Source organism: Shewanella profunda (genome assembly GCF_023283765.1).
GTDB lineage: Bacteria > Pseudomonadota > Gammaproteobacteria > Enterobacterales > Shewanellaceae > Shewanella > Shewanella profunda.
Genome location: NZ_JAKILG010000026.1, coordinates 29,379 through 48,778 on the forward strand (window position 1 = coordinate 29,379; position 19,400 = coordinate 48,778).

Genomic DNA, 19,400 nt, shown 5'->3' on the forward strand with positions numbered 1-19,400 from the left:
CGATCAGCTAATTAGCGGCGAAATAATCCCAATTTTGCGAGTAACCTCGTTATTATGCCAATTTCCTCATCCCCATTCCCAGCAAGCTTATCAAGTCTTTCCTGCACTAAGCCATATAAAGAATCATGTGGAAAATCATTATCTTCATCGGCAACGCCCGCGGGCATCTGCATCAGTAGCTCAACGGCCTCATCCATATGCTCAATAGCGTGGATATGGAATAGACCTTTGCCTACAGCTGTTATCACTTTTGGCGCGAGATTAAGTTGTAAAATATTCGACCTAGGCATGATAACACCTTGTTCACCCGTTAAGCCTCGGCGTTCGCATAAATTAAAGAAACCTTCGATTTTCTCATTAATCCCACCAATCGCTTGCACATTACCGAACTGATCGAGGGCACCAGTAATGGCTAAAGATTGAATAATGGGCTGCTCGGCAATTGCTGACATAAGGCAGCAATATTCAGCTAGCGAGGCACTATCACCATCGATTTCTTGATAGGATTGCTCAAATACAATATTGGCATTTAGGTGCAATGGCGCATCTCGTCCAAAGATGCGATATAAACAGGCCGATAGGATCATCATTCCTTTGGCATGAATATTCCCACCAAGTTCAGATTTTCTTTCTATATCTGCAACCTCACCATCACCATAGTGTACCGATGCCGTAATACGCGCTGGTTCCCCATAGCAATAATCAATGGCATCAATCACTGTTAGGCCGTTTATTTGTCCTACCATAGCTCCCGTTGTTGGCAGATTTATGAAATTGTCATCAAAACTCTGACCTGAAAATTCTTCGGAGCTGTTGTGACGGTAATTAGCTTGGGATAGGGCATATTCAATGCCGCTAGCGTTGATGCTAGGTTTACCTCGGTAGGCTTTGGCTTGTGCCATCAATTGCGCAAAATCGAGCATAGATAAACTTAGACGACGTTGATGCTCTGTTAAGCGTGCGCTATAACGAAACAGTGGAGCTAGGGTTGACTGCTCTAATGTCACATCGACACTTTGTGCTACGGCTTGTAACCATGCTGCGTATTGTGATTCTTTATAGCGCGTTAGATCTATTTCACTGGCGAGTTCTGCTAGTAGGGTAAAATGCCGTTGAAATTGCCAGTCCTCCGAACGCACTTGACTATAAATCATCCCTGCGCCTACCAGCACTATTTTACAATTTAGTGGTATTGGGCTTAAGGTGCTGCTAATTTGATACTCTTTTTGTGTGAGGATTTGCATCACTAAATCCCACAAGTTCTCACGTTTCCACAATGATTCTGCACAAATAAACAGGTAATGACATTGGGCAAGGGCACCCGCTTGATATTTACTGCTATTACCTGATTGCACCATTCTTCCGAGTAAATCGACTCGGCGAATATTGCCGCTTAAGTAACGATAAGTGACATTCTTTTCTGCAATGCAACCTTGGTTGTCTAATGGTTGCTCATTTTGCCACTGAAATTGTATCGCTTTATCTATCGGCCGAGTTGCAACAAGGTAAGCTGCGGACATAGGAGCTAAGGTATCCATCAGCGCGCGCATCATTAAATGGCGATCAATACCGGGGAAATCTGCAAGATAAAGCTGTTGTTCTGCTATGGCATTGTGCAACTTGAAGGCATCAACTGCGCGTTCTTGCCCTAAGAGTAAGGCGCTTAAATTGGCAGCCGATTGAGATAGGGTTGGCAGGCTAAATTCAGGTGCGAGTGAGGAAGTCGATATCAAGAGTGAATTCATATAAGCATTTACCGTGAAAAGTTACAGTGATTTTACCATACCAAGACAACAAATCTCTCACTGTATAGGTATTTTTGCGCGTGTTTGTCTTTTAATTGATTAAAATCTACCGAGTATTCGTCTGAAAAAACATCGAGCTGAACATAAGATGAGCATTTGGCGCAATAATAAGAAATTGAGGTTTACAATGTGTGGGGATGCTTATATTATTTGCGGCGTTCGGAGGGGTGGCAGAGTGGTTTAATGCACCGGTCTTGAAAACCGGCGTGGGTTTATAGCCCACCCAGGGTTCAAATCCCTGCTCCTCCGCCATATTAAGTCAAAACGCCGCTAAGCAATGAGCGGCGTTTTGCATTTTGTTCATTTGAAACTTTACGGTTTTATGTCTTCTCCATAAAATTTAACCGACAAAACTAAGGCGTATAGTTGTTCTCAACATGTCGATCATTTTTAGCAGGGTGCACATGAAATCGTCAATCAATACATTTATCAATAAATTTAAGTTTACAGCGACATAAGAGATCGCTATTATCTCACTCGTTCGGAGGGGTGGCAGAGTGGTTTAATGCACCGGTCTTGAAAACCGGCGTGGGTTTATAGCCCACCCAGGGTTCAAATCCCTGCTCCTCCGCCATATTAAGTCAAAACGCCGCTAAGCAATTAGCGGCGTTTTGCATTTATACAGTTTGAACCCTTGGGTTCCTGATTTGAAGCGCAGCTCCTGCGCCGTATTCTACGGGAAAGGTCATCATGATGGCCTTTTTTGTTTTTTTGGGAATGAACCCTAGGTTCCTCATTCTAAGCTCAGCTCCTCGCCATATTAAGTCAAAACGCCGTTAAGTAATTAGCGGCGTTTTGCATTTATACAGCTTGAACCCTTGGGTTCCTGATTTGAAGCGCAGCTCCTGCCATATTTAGTCAAAACGCCGCTAAAAACGAGTGAGTTTTGACATCTAGACTAGACGTTGCCCGCTGTTCTAAGTACCACTACAACCACTACAGCAGCATTTAAGGCAAAACGACACTTATGTTTTATTGCTTGGTTTTGATATGAGGTTTTGGTTACTGTGATAACGGATCCTAGGGTTTAGTCGCTTGATAGGATTATTTATTTTTTCTCTGCAACTTTAGTTTAAAGTTTGCGATAGACATTACTGCTTCGTTTTTAAACGTATTTTATTAGTATGTCATTCTCGAATCGTTCCTTTAAATATCATCTAGTTAACAATATTCATTTTATGCTTTGCGAAACGGGGTTGTTGGGCTAAATTAGCCATATGAACTCGTTATCCGTTTAGTTTTTATTTTTTTAGTGGACGGATAGGGCGGTAAAATAGAAAAGGTGGATTAAGTTGATATCGATATATTTAGTTGACGATCATGAGCTTGTGAGAACTGGGATCCGCCGTATCTTAGAGGATGAACGTGGGATTAAAGTGATAGGTGAAGCCCCTGATGGTGAAACCGCGGTGCAGTGGTCTCGCCAAAATGAAGCCGATGTGATCTTGATGGATATGAATATGCCTGGGATGGGTGGGCTAGAGGCTACTCGGAAAATTCTTCGTTATCAACCACATGCAAGAATTATTGTGTTAACTGTTCACACAGAAGATCCGTTCCCAAGTAAAGTGATGCAGGCGGGAGCTTCGGGGTATCTCACAAAAGGGGCTACTCCACCTGAAGTATTGCAAGCGATACGTCAGGTCTCTCGCGGACAACGTTATTTGTCCCCAGAAATTGCTCAACAGATGGCGCTGAGTCAGTTTAATCCTGCCGATGAAAACCCGTTTAAGTCTTTGTCCGAGCGTGAATTGCAGATCATGCTGATGATCACCAATGGTGAGAAGGTCAACGATATTTCTGAACAATTAAATCTCAGCCCCAAAACGGTAAATAGCTACCGTTACCGTTTGTTTGCCAAACTTGGGATCAGTGGTGACGTTGAACTTACCCGCTTAGCGATTCGTTATAAAATGTTGGATGCTGGCCATTTTTAAGCGTGTGTAGGCGATATAACGCTATGTTGTTTATGTTTAATTTTCACAAACTGTGGGTGTGAAAGATGTCTAGTGGTTTTAATGCCCAAAGTTTTTTACGCACAGTTTCATCTTCATCTGGAGTTTATCGCATGTATGACGTCAAAGGTGACGTCATCTATGTGGGCAAAGCTAAGGATCTGAAAAAACGTCTCTCATCGTATTTTCGTAAAAATGTGGATAATGTTAAGACTCAAGCGTTAGTCTCGCATATTCATCATATTGATGTGACGCTGACCCACAGCGAAACCGATGCCCTGTTGCTTGAAAACGATTACATCAAGCAATATATGCCAAAATACAATGTGTTATTACGTGATGATAAGTCTTATCCCTACATATTATTGAGTCAGCACGAACACCCACGGCTCGCCTATCACCGAGGCCCACAGCGTGAAAAAGGCCATTATTTTGGTCCTTATCCCAATGGCGGTGCGGTACGCGAGAGTCTGCATTTGATGCAGAAGCTATTTCCAATTCGCCAATGTGATGACCTTTATTATAAATCTCGCTCACGTCCTTGTTTGCAATATCAGCTTTCTCGTTGCAGTGCGCCCTGTGTGGGTAAAGTCAGTAATGCCGATTACGATGAGCAAGTTAAACTCGCGACTTTGTTTTTAAAGGGTAAAGATCAACAAGTGATCAGTACCTTAGTGGCAAAGATGGAGCAGGCGGCGCAGCAGCAGGAATATGAGCAAGCTGCGCGGTTTCGCGATCAGATCATGGCGCTGCGTAGGGTGGCTGAGCAGCAAGAAGTTTCCAATAATAGAGGAGATATGGATGTTATCGGCGTGCATTATGCGTCAGGTATCGCCTGTTTCCATCTACTGTTTATCCGTGAGGGTAAAATCTTTGGTAGTCGCAGTTATTATCCTACAGTACCAGCTCAAACGGATATTGACGAAGTCCTGCGTTCCTTCTTACTGCAGTTTTATTTAAATGCCGATATTCAACGCACTATTCCTAAAGAAGTGGTGATAAGCCACAACTTCGAAGAGTTACATGAACTAGAAGCCGCGGTTTCTGAGGCACTGGATAAAAAGTTTTCGATTAAGACTAACGTACGTGCCGATAGGGCGAGCTTTTTACGTCTGGCGGTGACCAATGCCACTAATGCGGTGATAACACGTTTATCCCATAAGAATACTGTCGAACAACGCTTTGTATTATTAGAAGAAATTCTAGAACTGAATGCACCTATACAGCGCATGGAATGTTTTGATATCAGCCACACTATGGGAGAAAGTACCGTTGCCTCCTGTGTAGTGTTCAACCGCGAAGGGCCGCATAAGGGCGAATATCGTCGCTATAATATCGACGGTATTACTCCAGGTGATGATTATGCCGCGATGAAACAAGCCATCACTCGTCGTTTTGATAAGATAGAGACCAGTGGCAAAATCCCCGATATTCTGTTTATTGACGGTGGATTGGGACAATTACGCATTGCTCAGAAAATAGTAGATGAAAAATTTGTCGATCTCGATAAAGCGCCGCAATTGATTGGGGTGGCTAAAGGGGAGGGCCGTAAACCTGGGCTCGAAACGTTAATCTTAGGGGATACAGAAACGAGCTTTTCCCTTGAAGGTGATTCACCCGCATTGCATCTTATTCAGCATATTCGTGATGAATCTCATCGGTTTGCGATTACAGGACATCGCAATCGTCGCCAGAAAACCCGCAATACCTCGACGTTAGAATCTATTCCTGGTATTGGTCCTAAACGTCGTAAAGCGCTCTTACAGCATCTTGGTGGATTACAGGAGGTGAAGGGGGCGAGTGTGGCTGAATTGGTCAAAGTGCCGGGGATTAGTATAGAAATGGCACAAACCATTCATGATGCATTGCGAGGGTGAGAAAATTAAGGCAAGATTGGCGCTGCTTTTGACTAACTGGTTTGATCATGCCGTTTAACTTACCTATAGCATTAACCCTTTTCAGGCTTTTTTTACTGCCTATCTTTGTGGTGTTGTTTTACTTACCCTATAGCTGGACGCCTTTCGTTGCAGCCTTCATCTTCTGGTTGGCGGCGTTAACGGATGCTCTCGATGGTTATGCGGCCCGTAAATTGAAGCAATTGACTCGCTTTGGCGCTTTTCTCGATCCCGTTGCTGACAAGTTAATGGTGATTACCGCGCTCGTTTTACTAGTGGATCAATACGCCAATGTTTGGCTTACTCTGCCAGCACTCTTTATGATTGGTCGTGAAATTGTGATTTCTGCCCTAAGGGAATGGATGGCCGAAATTGGTAAACGTGGCACTGTTGCTGTTTCTTGGATTGGCAAATATAAGACCGCAGCGCAAATGGTGGCAATTATTGGCTTAATCTGGCAATACAATCCATTGATGACCAATGCTGCATTTGTGCTGTTGTATATTGCGGCAGTATTAACTTTTTGGTCAATGATGAGTTACATTTTAGCCGCTTGGAAAGATCTCACTGCCGAGTAGCGCAATAAAAAATCAAACAGATTATTTAGTGTGCAAGCAGTAAGTTATCGATAACACAGCGGTTGACACTGAGTGTCAAATCGGTAGAATGCCACCCCGTAGACAAGAGACTATGTGTAAACAAAGTATTAACGCTACTGAATATTGAAATGCGACATTAGCTCAGTTGGTAGAGCGATACCTTGCCAAGGTATAGGTCATCGGTTCGAACCCGATATGTCGCTCCAATATTCTAAAAGCCTGACTGAAATTAAGTTAGCAATTATGGCGCGATGGCAGAATGGCTATGCTGCGGATTGCAAATCCGTCGACCTCGGTTCGACTCCGGGTCGCGCCTCCATAGAATAAATATTAATGACACGATTCCCGTTGTTAATATCAAGAGTTTGCCCGAGTGGTGGAATCGGTAGACACAAGGGATTTAAAATCCCTCGCTGGTAACAGCGTGCCAGTTCAAGTCTGGCCTCGGGTACCATTATTAGTTAATAGTGGTAATGATAAGGCCTAAAATAGGTTTTATTTAAAGTAAAAAATTTATCAGAGTTAAAAATATTAATGACACGATTCCCGTTATTAATATAAGAGTTTGCCCGAGTGGTGGAATCGGTAGACACAAGGGATTTAAAATCCCTCGCTGGTAACAGCGTGCCAGTTCAAGTCTGGCCTCGGGTACCAAATACAAAAAGCCTCAACGAAAGTTGGGGCTTTTTTGCATTTTAATTCCGATGATTAGCGTATTTTTAATCGATGTTCTAGACTAGATTTGACTGGCACCCTAGGCGTGCCACTTTCAATACACGCTAAAGTCTGGCCTCGGGTAGCATTAATTCTGTATGAATAGCATCAAGCCTCAACGGAAGTTGAGGCCTTTGCATTAGCGCTTTAAGCGGTATTGACAAGTTCTAAATGAGCGTTTATGCGAACTTAAGAGAACAGTGTTTCTTCTAAGGTTCGACCTTTTAGTAACATTTTGTATTGCCACTTATGGGCGTTAAAAAGTGAAAGTAGCGCTACTTCAACATCGTAGCTAGTAAGGGTATTTTCCCCTTCACATTTATCCTCATTGTCTAACTGAATAATAAACACATTAGTTTGCTTAGAGCTGATATTGACCACGCCACTGAGTTTTGCAACTTCCTGTTGTAATTTTTCACTGTCACAGCTTTGCATCGTTAAAGTGAGATAGTCGCTATCGGTGGAGGCACGCATCGAGACCGATTGGCTTAATTCTCCCTTGTCGAGATACAACACTTGATCGCAAAGTTTTTCTAGTTCATCAAGATTATGGGAACTGATCATAAAGGTTGTTGTTGGTGAAAGTGCTTTTACGAGCTCACGCACTTTCTTAGCATTAGCGGGATCGAGCCCAGCGGTCGGTTCATCCAATAACACCAGTTGTGGTGAGCCAATCAATGCTTGGGCAATGGCGACACGTTTACTCATACCGTGGCTTAGGCTAGGAGGTTTTTGAGCCGCAACATCAGCAAGATCTACTAAGGTAAGTACTCGTAATGCTTCTTTCGCTGCAACTTGAGAATTCATTCCCTGTAAACGGGCAAAAAAAGCCAGTTGACTTGCAATTGTGAGGTTGGGATCGAGCACCGCATCCTGAGGTAAGGCCGCAATTTTGCCTAAGAGCTTGGGGCTGTTTGGGGCTTCACCCAGCAAGGTAACTGTGCCAGCGCTTGGAGACAAATAGCCGCATAATAGGCTAAATAGCGTAGTTTTACCTGCACCATTAGGGCCAACCAGAGCAATTGGGGCGCCCGCTTCAAGGCTAAAGCTGACATTATTTAAGGCTTTTTTGCTCCCGTAGGACTTAGATAAGCCTTCGCATTGGATCAGACTCATAGCGAACTCCTTTGCATGTAAATGCGGCCAAGCAATAGGGCTGCCATAGTTTGTAATACAGGGATAGGCGCAAAGGCTAAGCTATTAAGACCATTCGTATTGAGCATATCTGAGAGTTGTGCACCAGGTAACAACCATTGAAGCTCTGCAAGAACACTCGATTGATTGCTTAATAATAAAATGGTCAGCGATACTAGAGTCCATAAAATGGTTGCCAGTACCATAGCTTGACGGGCTGTTCGGGCATATAAAGACAATAAGGTCATGACGGCAGTGAAGGGTAAAATCACGATAATGAGATTTAGTCCCACTAAGGCCCCTGAGCTTAAGGCCTGTAATATCAAATCACTATCACGACTTAGCGCCAGCGCGATAGTCGCAATAATGGTCAGCAGGATAAGTAAACCTTGGATCAAGATCTGCCCGAGGAAACGCCCAAAGAGCAAACTATCACGGCTGGTACGTATACTTAAAAATCGTAAGGTGCCACGGGTTTTATCCGACGAAAACTGATCGGCAGCAATAAGAATGCTAAACATGGGAAATAAATAGAGAGCAAAACACCAGAATACCGCCATCTCAGCCACGGGCCATTCGAACAAGACGTTAAGGGTATTAACACCAAAGAGACTATCAATTAAGTCTTTGATATTGGGCTGTAGTAGCATAGCCGAAGCGCCTTGAATGGGATAGATCAGTAGAACACCCCAGATGAGCGCGAAGGCGATTAACGCGATGATCCCTCGGGTATTAAAGAGGAATTTACGTAATTCAAATGTGGCGATAATCAGCATATTTTTGAATGTGCTTGGCGGATGATTTGTCATTAACAGTCTCTACAATTGAATGAGTTGGTATGACCCATGCTAGTACCAAATAGTGAGGCTTATGCTGTTAGCCTAGGTTAACGACGCAATAAGCTCATCGAGTTTTTGTGTGAGTGTGGTAACTTGCTGTTCTAGCTCAGTGACTCTTGCAACCAATGTATCATGTTCTACTAACACAGCGGCGGGAGCCGTATGTGGCATAGCTGTGTGATCACTGGCGGTTACCACATTGGCCGACGTTTCAGAAAACAATTCTACATAGCGGCATTCGCGTCGCCCAGGTTCCCTTGATAGCTGCTTTAAGATCGGTTTAGTGCGGCTCATCAGTTGTTTAATGCAATCTTCAACTTCGATCACATCCTTAAATTCGTAGAGCCTGTTGCTTCGGGTGCGTAATTCCCCCGGTGTTTGTGGGCCACGTAGCAGCAGTAAACAGACGATGGCAACGCCGGCTGGCGATAATTGTAATTCGCTAAATTCGGTGTTACAGAATCGATGTTTATATTTGACAACGCGACTGCCAAATCCCGATTGCTCGCTGATCAAACGCTTTTTATTTAGGGAGTCAAGGGCATCTTGCACTTGGGCTTCGCTGAGTTCCAACACTGGCTCACGGCTGGTTTTTTGATTGCAGGCTAAGGTCAAAGAATTTAATGAGAGTGGATATTGCTCAGGGGTGGTGATTTCTTTTTCAAGCAGGCATCCGATGACTCTGGCTTCGTGTAACGTGAGTTCCATATAAGCTCCAAAGAAAAAAGCATGGCTTTGTTTATAACAGAGCCATGCTTAATATCCTAGACGTTGCCAGTTAAACTCTGCGCTTAATGGCGTAACTGGACAAATAAAATGCTAAGTACCGTATAAATCTGGTTATTCTGCGGTTTCAGTTAAACGCAGACCATCATTATCTATGCTCAGCTCGCCATTCTTGAATAGGCCTCCAATGGCTTTTTTAAAGGCTTTTTTGCTCATACCGAGTTGATCGTAAATGATTTCTGCATCGGTTTTATCGGTCAAGGCTAAAAAGCCGCCCGCTTGTTTGAGCTTGCTCAAAATAATATGGGCATGTTTATCAAGTTCTTGTTTGCTACCTTGTTGTAAAACAAGGTCGATTTTGCCGTCGCGGCGAACTTGTTTAATAAAGCCTTTGAGTCTTTGGCCGAAACGCAGTTTTTGGAACACTTCGTTTTCGTAAATCACGCCCCAATGGGCATGATTAATAATGGCTTTGTAGCCTAAATCTGTAGTGCCGCCGATATATAAATCAACCTGTTCACCGACGGTATAGTCTGGCTCAGTTTTATCGAGGAACTTATCGATTTTGGATGAGGCCATGATGCGTTCATCGGCGCGATTTGCGTGCACATAGACCAGATAAGAGCGGCCTTCTTCGATAGGTTTATGTTGCTCACCAAAGGGCAGTAATAAGTCTTTATCTAATCCCCAATCTAAAAAGGCGCCATAGGGACCAGTTGCAACCGCTTTTAAATAGGCAAATTCACCTACCTGTGCCAATGGGCGGCGCGTGGTGGCAATCACGATATCTTCAGAATCGAGATACAGAAACACGTCAAGCATATCACCGACTTGGCAGTCTTTTGGGGTGACTTTATTTGGCAGCAGCACTTGCCCTAACTCGTGTGCGTTTAGATACACGCCAAAGCTGACTTGTTTTACAACCTCAAGTTTGCAGGTTTTACCTATCTGTACCATGGATCTCTCTGTGCATATGGATGTGATTCGGCGACGATTATAACTGTTTTAGTATTGAAACTGCAGTTTTATTGCGGGCTTATTGAGTAAAAGGGCATTAAGTAGGGCCGAATTAAAGTTGTCATGGGAGCCGTGTATTACCACTTTTTCGCTTTAGTCTTTTTTATCTCAAAACGCTCAACTTATTATTGGCTATTTTAAGCTGTTGAGTGTGACAACTTCGTTGGTTTTTATTGTGTGCCTATTAAAAAATATTGAACGGCATTGATTGGCTTTTAAATCTTAAGTTGCTTATTTTTAAATATAAAAAATATTGGCAACAATAATATTTGTTACCTAGGTGTTTATTATATTTTAACGCAAAATAATTAATGAGATTCTTGCTTGCATTCTGTGACATTGCGCGGTTTAATTGCGCCGTTTAACGAGTTTACTCGTTGCAGACATGACAAATATTACGTGAGTAGTAAAGGTTTTATGGTTCACTGGTCATAAACCGTGTAACAAACAATTTATAGCTGTTACATCAGGGTGAGAGCACACTAACCTAAAAAATGAGCAGGCAGAGCAAAACAACATCAATAGGTATAAATATTGCTCACTCCACGGTGTAAAACCAAGTGCTATTTACTCTTGGGTTGTGTGCTTAATGAGCAAAAATCGGGCTTGTTACTTGATTTAACAAAGTGTGCTCTCGCCCTGGCTGTTACATGGGGTTAAGAGGGTTTTTTTAGCTAATGCACAAGCATCCATTTTTTGCACTTTGCCTAAAAGCGTCACAATGCCAGCGCGCCATTGTGGTACCTTATGATGATACTGGCCTTAAACATCTCACGTTAATTCGCATCAATTCTGGCCGCGAAGAAGCCAACAGTCCCCAGTTACACTAATCTTGCCTCTTTTTAGGTGGTCATTGCTCAACGCTGTACCGCTTAATATGTAAAATTGATCCTTAATGTGAGTTGTACTTGTGTTGTTAACACTCTTTATAGAGCGTCTTCGGCCGTGTAGGCCCGACCTTGTAAGGCGTGATACAACTCTCTTGCTTCGGCTTATTGGGCATTTTCTCCCAAAAGGCGCAGAATGGTAACACTAGGGTGGTAAGACAGTCGGGTTGGCTAGGGGAGTTTGCGTCAGAGATGTCCCTGAGCAGAATAATATAGGAGCTGCATGTTATCGCGGCTTTAATGAAAATAGCATCAATGTCACTTAAATTTACGTGACTTTGCTGCATCAATAAAAGGTGAAGTTCACCTTTAGTATATGTCAGGTAAGGTATCCCTTTGCCTGGGTTTGTCGAACGGGCGGTCTTGCAAAATGCAGCGGCCGTTTAACCCATTTTTTAATAGACGGGCTAAATAATAATGAATGATTGGTCTATTGATGATGCTCGTGCTGGGTACAATGTTACTCACTGGAGCCAAGGTTTTTATGGGATTAGCGATCAAGGTGAGGTGACAGTGTCACCGGATCCTAAAAATCCTGATTACAAGATTGGCTTAAATGAGCTAGCCAAGGACATGGTCAAAGCGGGAGTCGCTTTACCTGTACTAGTTCGTTTTCCGCAGATCCTGCACCACAGAGTGAACAGTTTGTGCCAAGCATTTGACCAAGCGATACAGAAGTACGAGTATCAGGCGGACTATTTGCTAGTTTACCCGATTAAAGTAAACCAACAGCAAACTGTGGTGGAAGAGATCCTGGCGAGTCAGGCATCAAAAGAAGTACCACAACTGGGTTTAGAAGCGGGCAGTAAGCCTGAGCTGATGGCTGTGTTAGCCATGGCGCAAAAAGCCAGTTCAGTCATTGTATGTAATGGTTATAAAGATAATGAATATATCCGTTTGGCACTGATTGGTGAAAAGTTAGGCCACAAGGTTTACATCGTTTTAGAAAAACTGTCTGAACTGAAAATGGTGTTAGCTGAATCTAAACGTCTGGGCGTGACACCGCGTTTAGGCCTGCGTGCGCGTTTAGCGTTCCAAGGCAAAGGTAAATGGCAGGCGAGCGGTGGCGAGAAGTCTAAATTTGGGCTATCTGCTGCGCAAATTTTGCTGGTTGTTGAACAACTTAAGCAACACGATATGCTGGATTCGCTGCAGTTGCTGCATTTCCACTTAGGTTCGCAAATCGCCAACATCCGTGATATTCGCCAAGGTGTGAGTGAAGCGGGTCGTTTCTACTGTGAATTACGTGAATTAGGCGCAAGCGTTAACTGCTTCGACGTCGGTGGTGGTTTAGCGGTGGATTACGATGGCACACGTAGCCAAAGTAATAACTCGATGAACTATGGCCTGACCGAATACGCTAACAATATCGTTAATGTATTGACCGACATCTGTAATGAATACGAGCAACCTATGCCACGTATTATTTCAGAATCGGGTCGTTACTTAACGGCGCACCATGCGGTGCTTATCACCGATGTTATCGGTACTGAAGCCTATCAGCCTGAAGATATTCAACCGCCTGCGGAAGATTCACCACAGTTATTGCATAACATGTGGCATTCATGGTCCGAGATCAGCGGCCGCGCCGATCAACGTGCTTTGATTGAGATTTACCACGATAGCCAAAGTGACTTACAAGAAGCGCATTCGCTATTCGCTTTAGGTCAATTGACCTTAGCGGAGCGTGCGTGGGCTGAGCAAGCTAATCTGCGTGTGTGCCATGAAGTGCAAGGGCTATTGAGTGCTAAAAACCGTTATCACAGACCTATTATTGATGAACTCAATGAAAAGTTAGCCGATAAGTTCTTCGTTAACTTCTCATTATTCCAGTCATTACCCGATGCTTGGGGTATTGACCAAGTGTTCCCAGTATTGCCGTTATCGGGCCTAGATAAAGCCCCTGAGCGCCGTGCTGTAATGCTCGATATTACCTGTGACTCTGACGGGATTGTCGATCAATACGTTGATGGTCAAGGGATTGAAACCACGCTGCCAGTGCCTGCGTGGAGTGCCGATAGCCCGTATTTGATTGGTTTCTTCCTTGTGGGTGCATACCAAGAAATTTTGGGTGATATGCATAACCTGTTTGGAGATACTAACTCTGCGGTTGTTCGCATCGAAGAAAATGGTGTGACTAATATTGAGTCAGTATTGGCGGGTGACACGGTTGCTGACGTATTGCGTTACGTTAACTTAGATGCGGTGGCCTTTATGCGCACCTATGAAGAGTTAGTGAATCTGCATATCGCCGAAGGTGAGCGCGCACAAATTTTAGAAGAATTGCAACTAGGGCTGAAAGGCTATACCTATTTAGAAGATTTTTCTTAATTTTTAGTGTGTTAAACTAAATCAGCCTAGGGTGACCTAGGCTGATTTTTGTTTTTATAAGGGTAAGGTTTTCGCTTTTATTGCAGTCTGAGTCGTGTAAAATCGCGTTGTTCTAGGATTAAGTAAAGGATGAGTGACGATCATGAGGTCAAAGAGTTGATGTTTTTTGAAGGTTCAGAAAAAAAGCTCGAGATTATCGTGACCCCAGTTGCGGCTAATTTACGCCAATTGGATTTATCTTTTTGGTCATCCTTAGTGCGATGCGCCAATGCGGATATCCTTTCTTCGCTTAAAAGTGAACACTGTGATGCCTATTTGCTCAGCGAATCTAGTCTGTTTGTCTGGGATGATAGGATCTTAATATTAACTTGTGGTAACAGTACGTTAGTCAATGCAGCCTGTTATTTTATTGAAACGTTAAGGGCAGCTAATATCGCATTAGTAAGCTATCAGCGCAAAAATGAATACCATGCCCACCTGCAAAACAGCACCTTTGCCGATGATATTGCTAAATTGCGTAGGCTCATCTCTGGTAAGGCGTTTCGTATTGGACATTTAGACTCGCATCATCATTATTTTTTCTGCTCAGAAGGGCACTATCACGCCCAATCGGACGATAATACCTTAGAGTTGCTCATGTACCATATCCGGGGCGAACTTGCCGACTATCTTAACGGTGAGACGCAAACCAAAACCGAGATTTGTGCGCGGCTTGAGTTAGATACTTTATTTCCTGAGTTCACGTTTGATGCTCATCTATTTGAGCCATATGGCTTTTCAATGAATGGACTCTGGGGTAAGTATTACATTACGTTGCATATTACGCCGCAGGCTGGACAAGCTTATGGCTGCTCTTATGTGAGTTTCGAAACCAATCTTGATTTGTCGCGATATCCCCACGCTGTGCTTGGGCGTCTGTTAAGTTTGTTTTCCCCTGTGAGCTGGGATGTGATTGGATTCAATTATCCCATAGAGACACAAGGGTTTTCTGAACATTTATGCTTAGGGAGTTGTTCATTAACGACCGAGCAAGGTTACAATATTGGCTTTAGTCACTATCAGCAGTTTCAGACTGAAGTGTTGCTCCCTGAACTAATGTAAATTTTTGGCATTAACGCCCGCAACACTAGGCCTTGAAATGCTGCACGTTTGGGCCATAGGTCAAGATTTGAAATTGTGATATGTGCTTATAAGGAAATCCTATGACAGATCTCAGTGATATCCGTCGTGAATATGCTAAAGGTGGTTTAAGACGAGCCGATTTGCCGCAGGATCCAATGGATTTATTTGGGTTGTGGATGACACAGGCGAGGGATGCTGAGCTTAGCGATCCAACGGCCATGTGTGTGGCGACTGTGGATCAGCATGGCCAACCTTTTCAACGAATAGTGTTACTTAAGCGCTTTGATGACACAGGTTTCGTGTTTTTTACTAACCTGGGCAGCCGCAAAGCGCAGCAAATTGCTGCCAATAATAAAGTCAGTTTGCATTTCCCTTGGCATCCTCTAGAGCGACAAGTGTCGGTGCTCGGCGAAGCGCAGGCGCTCTCGACCACTGAAGTGCTTAAATACTTTATGACTCGTCCCAAGGACAGCCAAATTGCGGCTTGGGTGTCGCAGCAATCGAGTAAGCTCAGTGCAAGACAAGTACTTGAGGGCAAATTCTTCGAAATGAAGGCTAAGTTCGCCAAGGGCGATGTGCCCTTGCCCAGTTTTTGGGGTGGTTACTTAGTGAGACCATCGAGCATTGAATTTTGGCAGGGTGGAGAACATAGGCTGCATGATCGTTTTATTTACACTCGCCATGGGGGGAGCTGGGAGATTGATCGCCTTGCGCCTTAATAACGATCTGATATTGGAGCTTTAAATTGAGTCGGTACCAAATTTGGGTCGATGCGGACGCATGTCCGAATCCTATCAAAGAAATCCTGTTTCGGGCGGCGGAGCGCAAAGCCTTGCCGCTGGTGCTGGTGGCGAATCAGATGATCCGTATACCGCCGTCCCCCTATATCAGCCAAGTTCGCGTAGGATCAGGCTTTGATGTGGCAGATCAATATATTGTTGACCATGTGGAACCGACGCATTTAGTGATCACGGCGGATATTCCCTTAGCGGCTTTAATCATTGAAAAGGGCGCCCTGGCGCTCAATCCCCGTGGTGAGTTGTACACCATCGATAATATAAAACAAAAATTAACGATGCGGGACTTTATGGAAGATCTGCGTGGTTCTGGTGTACATACTGGTGGGCCGGATACATTTTCTCAAGCGGATAAACAGGCTTTTGCCAACAGTTTAGACAAATGGCTAGTGCGAGTTTGAAACATAGTTTACTGGTCGCTAATGGATAAAAAGAGTATCTTTGGTGCTCGAAAAGTCATGTTAGTCACAATTAACTGGTTTGGATATAGCGTTTAAATTTACTCTTTGAGGGCTGATACGATGAGAAAATGGATAGGGATTACGGCATTGTTGACCATGGCGAGCTTTAGCTGTGCAGCACAATGGCAAGTGCTGGAGCAAGATTCACGGGTCAGTTTTATTTCATTAAAAAAAGGTGATATCGGTGAGATACATCACTTTAAGCAACTCAAAGGTACGTTAAAAGATAATGGACAATTTGAGTTAGCTATTCCCCTCGTCAGTGTTGCAACCGGCATTGAAGTACGTGACGAACGCATGCAAAATTTATTATTTGAAGTGTCATTATATCCACAGCTTAAACTCACTTCGCAGGTTGATAGCAAAATGCTAAAGGATTTAGCGGTGGGGGAAGCTAAAGTCACGGATATCGATGGTAAAATTGCTTTGCATGGTAAAGAACAAACTAAAACATTCTCGGTAATTTTGACCAAAATCTCCGATAATAAACTGATGGTTAGCAGCTTTCAGCCGATAATAATCAATGCTAATGAATTTGATTTAGTCGCTGGTGTTGAAAAATTGCGGGATATTGCGGGGTTGTCTAGCATTAGCCAAGCCGTTCCTGTGTCTTTTGTACTAACCTTAACTCGGTAACATCAATAAGATTGGCGTAGATCAATATGTCGGCTGTGAAATTTAAGCTAAGGTGTGGCAGTAGCTGGCATTGATGAATAAAAGCAATAGGTTGAGTTTTGAACGTGTTAGTATTTTGACTAATATTATTAATTTGGGTTGTATTGACCTTAAGTTCATGAGTGTTAAGGGTAAAAAATGGTCACTGATAAAGACGGTTACATGCATTTGATCCAGTATTTGACTGAGCATCTTGGCATATTTGAACTACCTGATACTCAATGTGTTTCCGATGATACTGTGATGGAGTTATTTGAAGAGCAGTTGTCAGCTCAAATCATTATGGTCTGTGGCCAACATCCTTCGTTATCTTTTACTGAGCGAAATACGATCATTCGTGAAGTGGATGCCATAGTATACGATCTGGAGGAGATCCTCGCTTCGGTTGCTAATCATAAAGCGACGCCTTCTCAGACCTTATTTGTGACCGAGTTTTCGGGATTGATTAAGAATTTATTCGACCAAGAAATTGCCAAGCTACCTACCAGCTAAATGATGTAGACAGAGTGTAAAAACATCCCCAATTTCAGCACTCTACATAGGCAGATAAATTGTGATTTTATTTATCTGCCTATGTAGATGTTTGCTCTTCAAACCGATATTAACATGGCCTTGAAGAGCTAATCCCCCCTGATGAGTTTATGGCTTATTATCAACTCCAAGCCAAGCGGCTAATTTGACGTCATCAACAATCGACAGCGCCACGGTATCTTTGGGAGCTGTGGTGACGGTTAGTTCACCTGTCATTAATTCATCCCGTCTAAACCAATGTAACGGTAAGGTTTGTCCAAGTGGATACTGTTGCAGCTGCGCCTCAAATAGCCCTGTCACTTGCAGATTATCCGCAGCAATTAACACATCCCCCGCGCTTAACCCCGCAAGGTGGGCTGGGCTGCCTTGGGTGACTGTGACGATTTTTAATCCGATAGGCGCGGCTTGTGTCTTAGCACCAAAGGCGATGTCATACCCTTTTAGCTGGTTACCGCCGACATCTTGTGCGCCTTGGCTAGCACGAATACTTAATTCGACACCAAATTGGGCTAGCAGTGGGCCGAGCGGAATATCATCGGTATTATCCAAATAGCCAAACAGATCTTGGCAATCACGATCTAGCAGACGCTCGACAATTCTTTGATGGCAATCATCAGTCGTGCCTTTATTTTGCAAGGCATATTCCTGCCATAAAATTCGCATCACATGGTCGAGGGTATATTTGCCTTGGGTTTCACTGCGCAGGGTTAAATCTAAATACAAGGCAAATAGGGCGCCTTTAGTGTAATAGCTGATGATGGCGTTTTGGGCGTTTTCATCCTGCTTATAGAACTTAGTCCAAGCATTAAAACTCGAGTCTTTAATGCTTTGCTTAAAACGTCCTGGGCTGCGGTAAACGCGGGTAAAGGTTTCACTCAGCATATCTAAATAGCTTTGTTTATCCACGAGTCCTGCTCGGTAGGTGAGAAAATCATCGTAATAGGAGGTAATGCCTTCATAGGCCCACAGCTGTGGCGTATAGGTTTCAGCTTCGAGTCGATAGGGGAGGAAACACTCGGGTTTAATGCGTTTCACATTCCAGCTATGGAAATACTCGTGGCTACACAAAGATAAATAGGTGCGATAGTCGTTATTCATCGCTGCATCTATTGAAAGGGGTAAATCCTTGCGTGAACACATTAATGCGGTTGATGCCCTATGTTCTAAGCCACCAAAGCCATTGTCTAATACCGTGGTCATAAACAGATAACGCTTAAAGGGCGCCGGTGTACCAAAAAAATTAATTTGATACTCGCAGATGGCTTTTAAGTCTTTGCAAAGTCTTGGCATACAGGCGCGGTGGCGGCCATTGAGCACGATATCGTGCCGCACGCCACAGGCATCGAAACTCCCTAAGGCGAATAAGCCCATTTCCACTGGATGATCAATCAGTTCATCATAGCTTTCGGCTGAAAATTGGCCGAAACCAAAGTCGTCACCACTGGTGCGGGTCATGCTGGTGGCAAGACGCCAGTCGGCTAATGTTGACTCAGAGGCTATTGCCTGTGTTGGTGCATCCATAGTGACAGTGTGAGTTTCTTCTTCAAAACCGTGGGCGGCTAAAAACACACTGCTACCGTTAAAAAAACCATGGGTCATGTCTAAGTGGGCAGTGCGAACTGAAAGATCCCAAGCATAGATTTGATAGGTTAGGGTGATTTCGCGGCTGTTATTGTCAACCGACCAAGTTTGTTTATCTAATTGTGTCAGCTTAAGTGCTTGACCTTCGGCATCTTTTGCCTTGAGTTCGATAATGTTTTTGGCAAAGTCTCGCACCATATAACTGCCGGGAAGCCAAGCAGGGAGGCTGAATACTTGTATTTCTTTGGGTTCTGAGACCGTCATAGTGACGGCAAATAAATGGGCTTTCGGATCGACGGGGATTATCTGGTAATGGATCATAATTTATCCT

Annotated in this window: 16 protein-coding genes and 6 tRNA genes; 16 read left to right on the forward strand and 6 right to left on the reverse strand. The window is 43.7% G+C overall.

Annotation, left to right across the window (positions count from 1 at the left end; translation table 11 throughout):
- Window positions 1-11: 11 nt before the first annotated feature.
- Window positions 12-1,745: an AAA family ATPase gene (locus L2744_RS13060; protein ID WP_248992317.1), complete on the reverse strand. Its 1,734-nt coding sequence runs from the start codon at window positions 1,743-1,745 to the stop codon at window positions 12-14.
- 221 nt (window positions 1,746-1,966) lie between these two features.
- On the opposite strand from L2744_RS13060, the gene L2744_RS13065 reads away from it, so the two are divergent.
- The 9 genes from L2744_RS13065 to L2744_RS13105 all read left to right on the forward strand — a co-directional run bounded on the left by L2744_RS13065 (window position 1,967) and on the right by L2744_RS13105 (window position 6,908).
- Window positions 1,967-2,057 (forward strand) — tRNA-Ser (locus L2744_RS13065).
- 231 nt (window positions 2,058-2,288) lie between these two features.
- Window positions 2,289-2,379 (forward strand) — tRNA-Ser (locus L2744_RS13070).
- A gap of 718 nt (window positions 2,380-3,097) precedes the next feature.
- On the forward strand, window positions 3,098-3,742 hold the full coding sequence (gene uvrY, locus L2744_RS13075; RefSeq protein WP_248992318.1) for a UvrY/SirA/GacA family response regulator transcription factor: 645 nt from the start codon (window positions 3,098-3,100) through the stop codon (window positions 3,740-3,742).
- A gap of 65 nt (window positions 3,743-3,807) precedes the next feature.
- Window positions 3,808-5,637 carry an excinuclease ABC subunit UvrC gene (gene uvrC, locus L2744_RS13080; RefSeq protein WP_248992319.1) on the forward strand — a complete coding sequence of 610 codons (1,830 nt, stop codon included), beginning with the start codon at window positions 3,808-3,810 and terminating at the stop codon, window positions 5,635-5,637.
- A gap of 47 nt (window positions 5,638-5,684) precedes the next feature.
- Window positions 5,685-6,233: a CDP-diacylglycerol--glycerol-3-phosphate 3-phosphatidyltransferase gene (pgsA, locus tag L2744_RS13085; RefSeq protein ID WP_011789673.1), complete on the forward strand. Its 549-nt coding sequence runs from the start codon at window positions 5,685-5,687 to the stop codon at window positions 6,231-6,233.
- Between the two features lie 151 nt (window positions 6,234-6,384).
- Window positions 6,385-6,460 (forward strand) — tRNA-Gly (locus tag L2744_RS13090).
- A 39-nt stretch (window positions 6,461-6,499) separates the two neighbouring features.
- A tRNA-Cys gene (locus L2744_RS13095) sits at window positions 6,500-6,573 on the forward strand.
- Between the two features lie 48 nt (window positions 6,574-6,621).
- Window positions 6,622-6,708 (forward strand) — tRNA-Leu (locus L2744_RS13100).
- A 113-nt stretch (window positions 6,709-6,821) separates the two neighbouring features.
- Window positions 6,822-6,908, forward strand: a tRNA-Leu gene (locus L2744_RS13105).
- A 249-nt stretch (window positions 6,909-7,157) separates the two neighbouring features.
- On the opposite strand, the gene L2744_RS13110 is transcribed toward L2744_RS13105, so the two are convergent.
- The 4 genes from L2744_RS13110 to L2744_RS13125 form a co-directional block, all read right to left on the reverse strand.
- A complete protein-coding gene (locus tag L2744_RS13110) occupies window positions 7,158-8,084 on the reverse strand; it encodes an ABC transporter ATP-binding protein (RefSeq protein WP_248992320.1) in 927 nt (308 codons plus the stop codon).
- The gene (locus L2744_RS13115) at window positions 8,081-8,911 is read right to left on the reverse strand and encodes an ABC transporter permease subunit (RefSeq protein ID WP_248992321.1); all 831 of its coding nucleotides are present in this window, start codon (window positions 8,909-8,911) and stop codon (window positions 8,081-8,083) included. Before L2744_RS13115 ends, L2744_RS13110 begins: the two co-directional genes overlap by 4 nt.
- A gap of 72 nt (window positions 8,912-8,983) precedes the next feature.
- Window positions 8,984-9,649 (reverse strand): YceH family protein, encoded by a 666-nt coding sequence (locus tag L2744_RS13120; RefSeq protein ID WP_248992322.1) that lies wholly within the window; start codon window positions 9,647-9,649, stop codon window positions 8,984-8,986.
- Between the two features lie 132 nt (window positions 9,650-9,781).
- Complete coding sequence (locus L2744_RS13125; RefSeq protein WP_248992323.1) at window positions 9,782-10,624, reverse strand: CvfB family protein; 843 nt, start codon at window positions 10,622-10,624, stop codon at window positions 9,782-9,784.
- 737 nt (window positions 10,625-11,361) lie between these two features.
- On the opposite strand from L2744_RS13125, the gene L2744_RS13130 reads away from it, so the two are divergent.
- The 7 genes from L2744_RS13130 to L2744_RS13160 all read left to right on the forward strand — a co-directional run bounded on the left by L2744_RS13130 (window position 11,362) and on the right by L2744_RS13160 (window position 17,449).
- Window positions 11,362-11,514 (forward strand): hypothetical protein, encoded by a 153-nt coding sequence (locus tag L2744_RS13130; protein WP_248992324.1) that lies wholly within the window; start codon window positions 11,362-11,364, stop codon window positions 11,512-11,514.
- A 474-nt stretch (window positions 11,515-11,988) separates the two neighbouring features.
- Complete coding sequence (gene speA / locus L2744_RS13135) at window positions 11,989-13,902, forward strand: biosynthetic arginine decarboxylase (protein ID WP_248992325.1); 1,914 nt, start codon at window positions 11,989-11,991, stop codon at window positions 13,900-13,902.
- Window positions 13,903-14,061: 159 nt separating this feature from the next.
- The gene (locus L2744_RS13140; protein WP_248992347.1) at window positions 14,062-15,003 is read left to right on the forward strand and encodes an S-adenosylmethionine decarboxylase proenzyme; all 942 of its coding nucleotides are present in this window, start codon (window positions 14,062-14,064) and stop codon (window positions 15,001-15,003) included.
- A gap of 101 nt (window positions 15,004-15,104) precedes the next feature.
- Entirely contained in the window at window positions 15,105-15,743 is a 639-nt protein-coding gene (gene pdxH / locus L2744_RS13145) for a pyridoxamine 5'-phosphate oxidase (protein WP_248992326.1), read from the forward strand.
- A 26-nt stretch (window positions 15,744-15,769) separates the two neighbouring features.
- Window positions 15,770-16,222: a YaiI/YqxD family protein gene (locus tag L2744_RS13150; protein WP_248992327.1), complete on the forward strand. Its 453-nt coding sequence runs from the start codon at window positions 15,770-15,772 to the stop codon at window positions 16,220-16,222.
- Between the two features lie 120 nt (window positions 16,223-16,342).
- A complete protein-coding gene (locus L2744_RS13155) occupies window positions 16,343-16,918 on the forward strand; it encodes a YceI family protein (protein WP_248992328.1) in 576 nt (191 codons plus the stop codon).
- A 177-nt stretch (window positions 16,919-17,095) separates the two neighbouring features.
- Window positions 17,096-17,449, forward strand: a complete 354-nt coding sequence (locus tag L2744_RS13160; RefSeq protein ID WP_248992329.1) for a DUF3802 family protein — start codon at window positions 17,096-17,098, stop codon at window positions 17,447-17,449.
- A gap of 147 nt (window positions 17,450-17,596) precedes the next feature.
- Here the strand turns inward: L2744_RS13160 and L2744_RS13165 are convergent, their stop codons facing one another.
- Entirely contained in the window at window positions 17,597-19,390 is a 1,794-nt protein-coding gene (locus L2744_RS13165; protein ID WP_248992330.1) for a M61 family metallopeptidase, read from the reverse strand.
- Window positions 19,391-19,400: the final 10 nt, after the last annotated feature.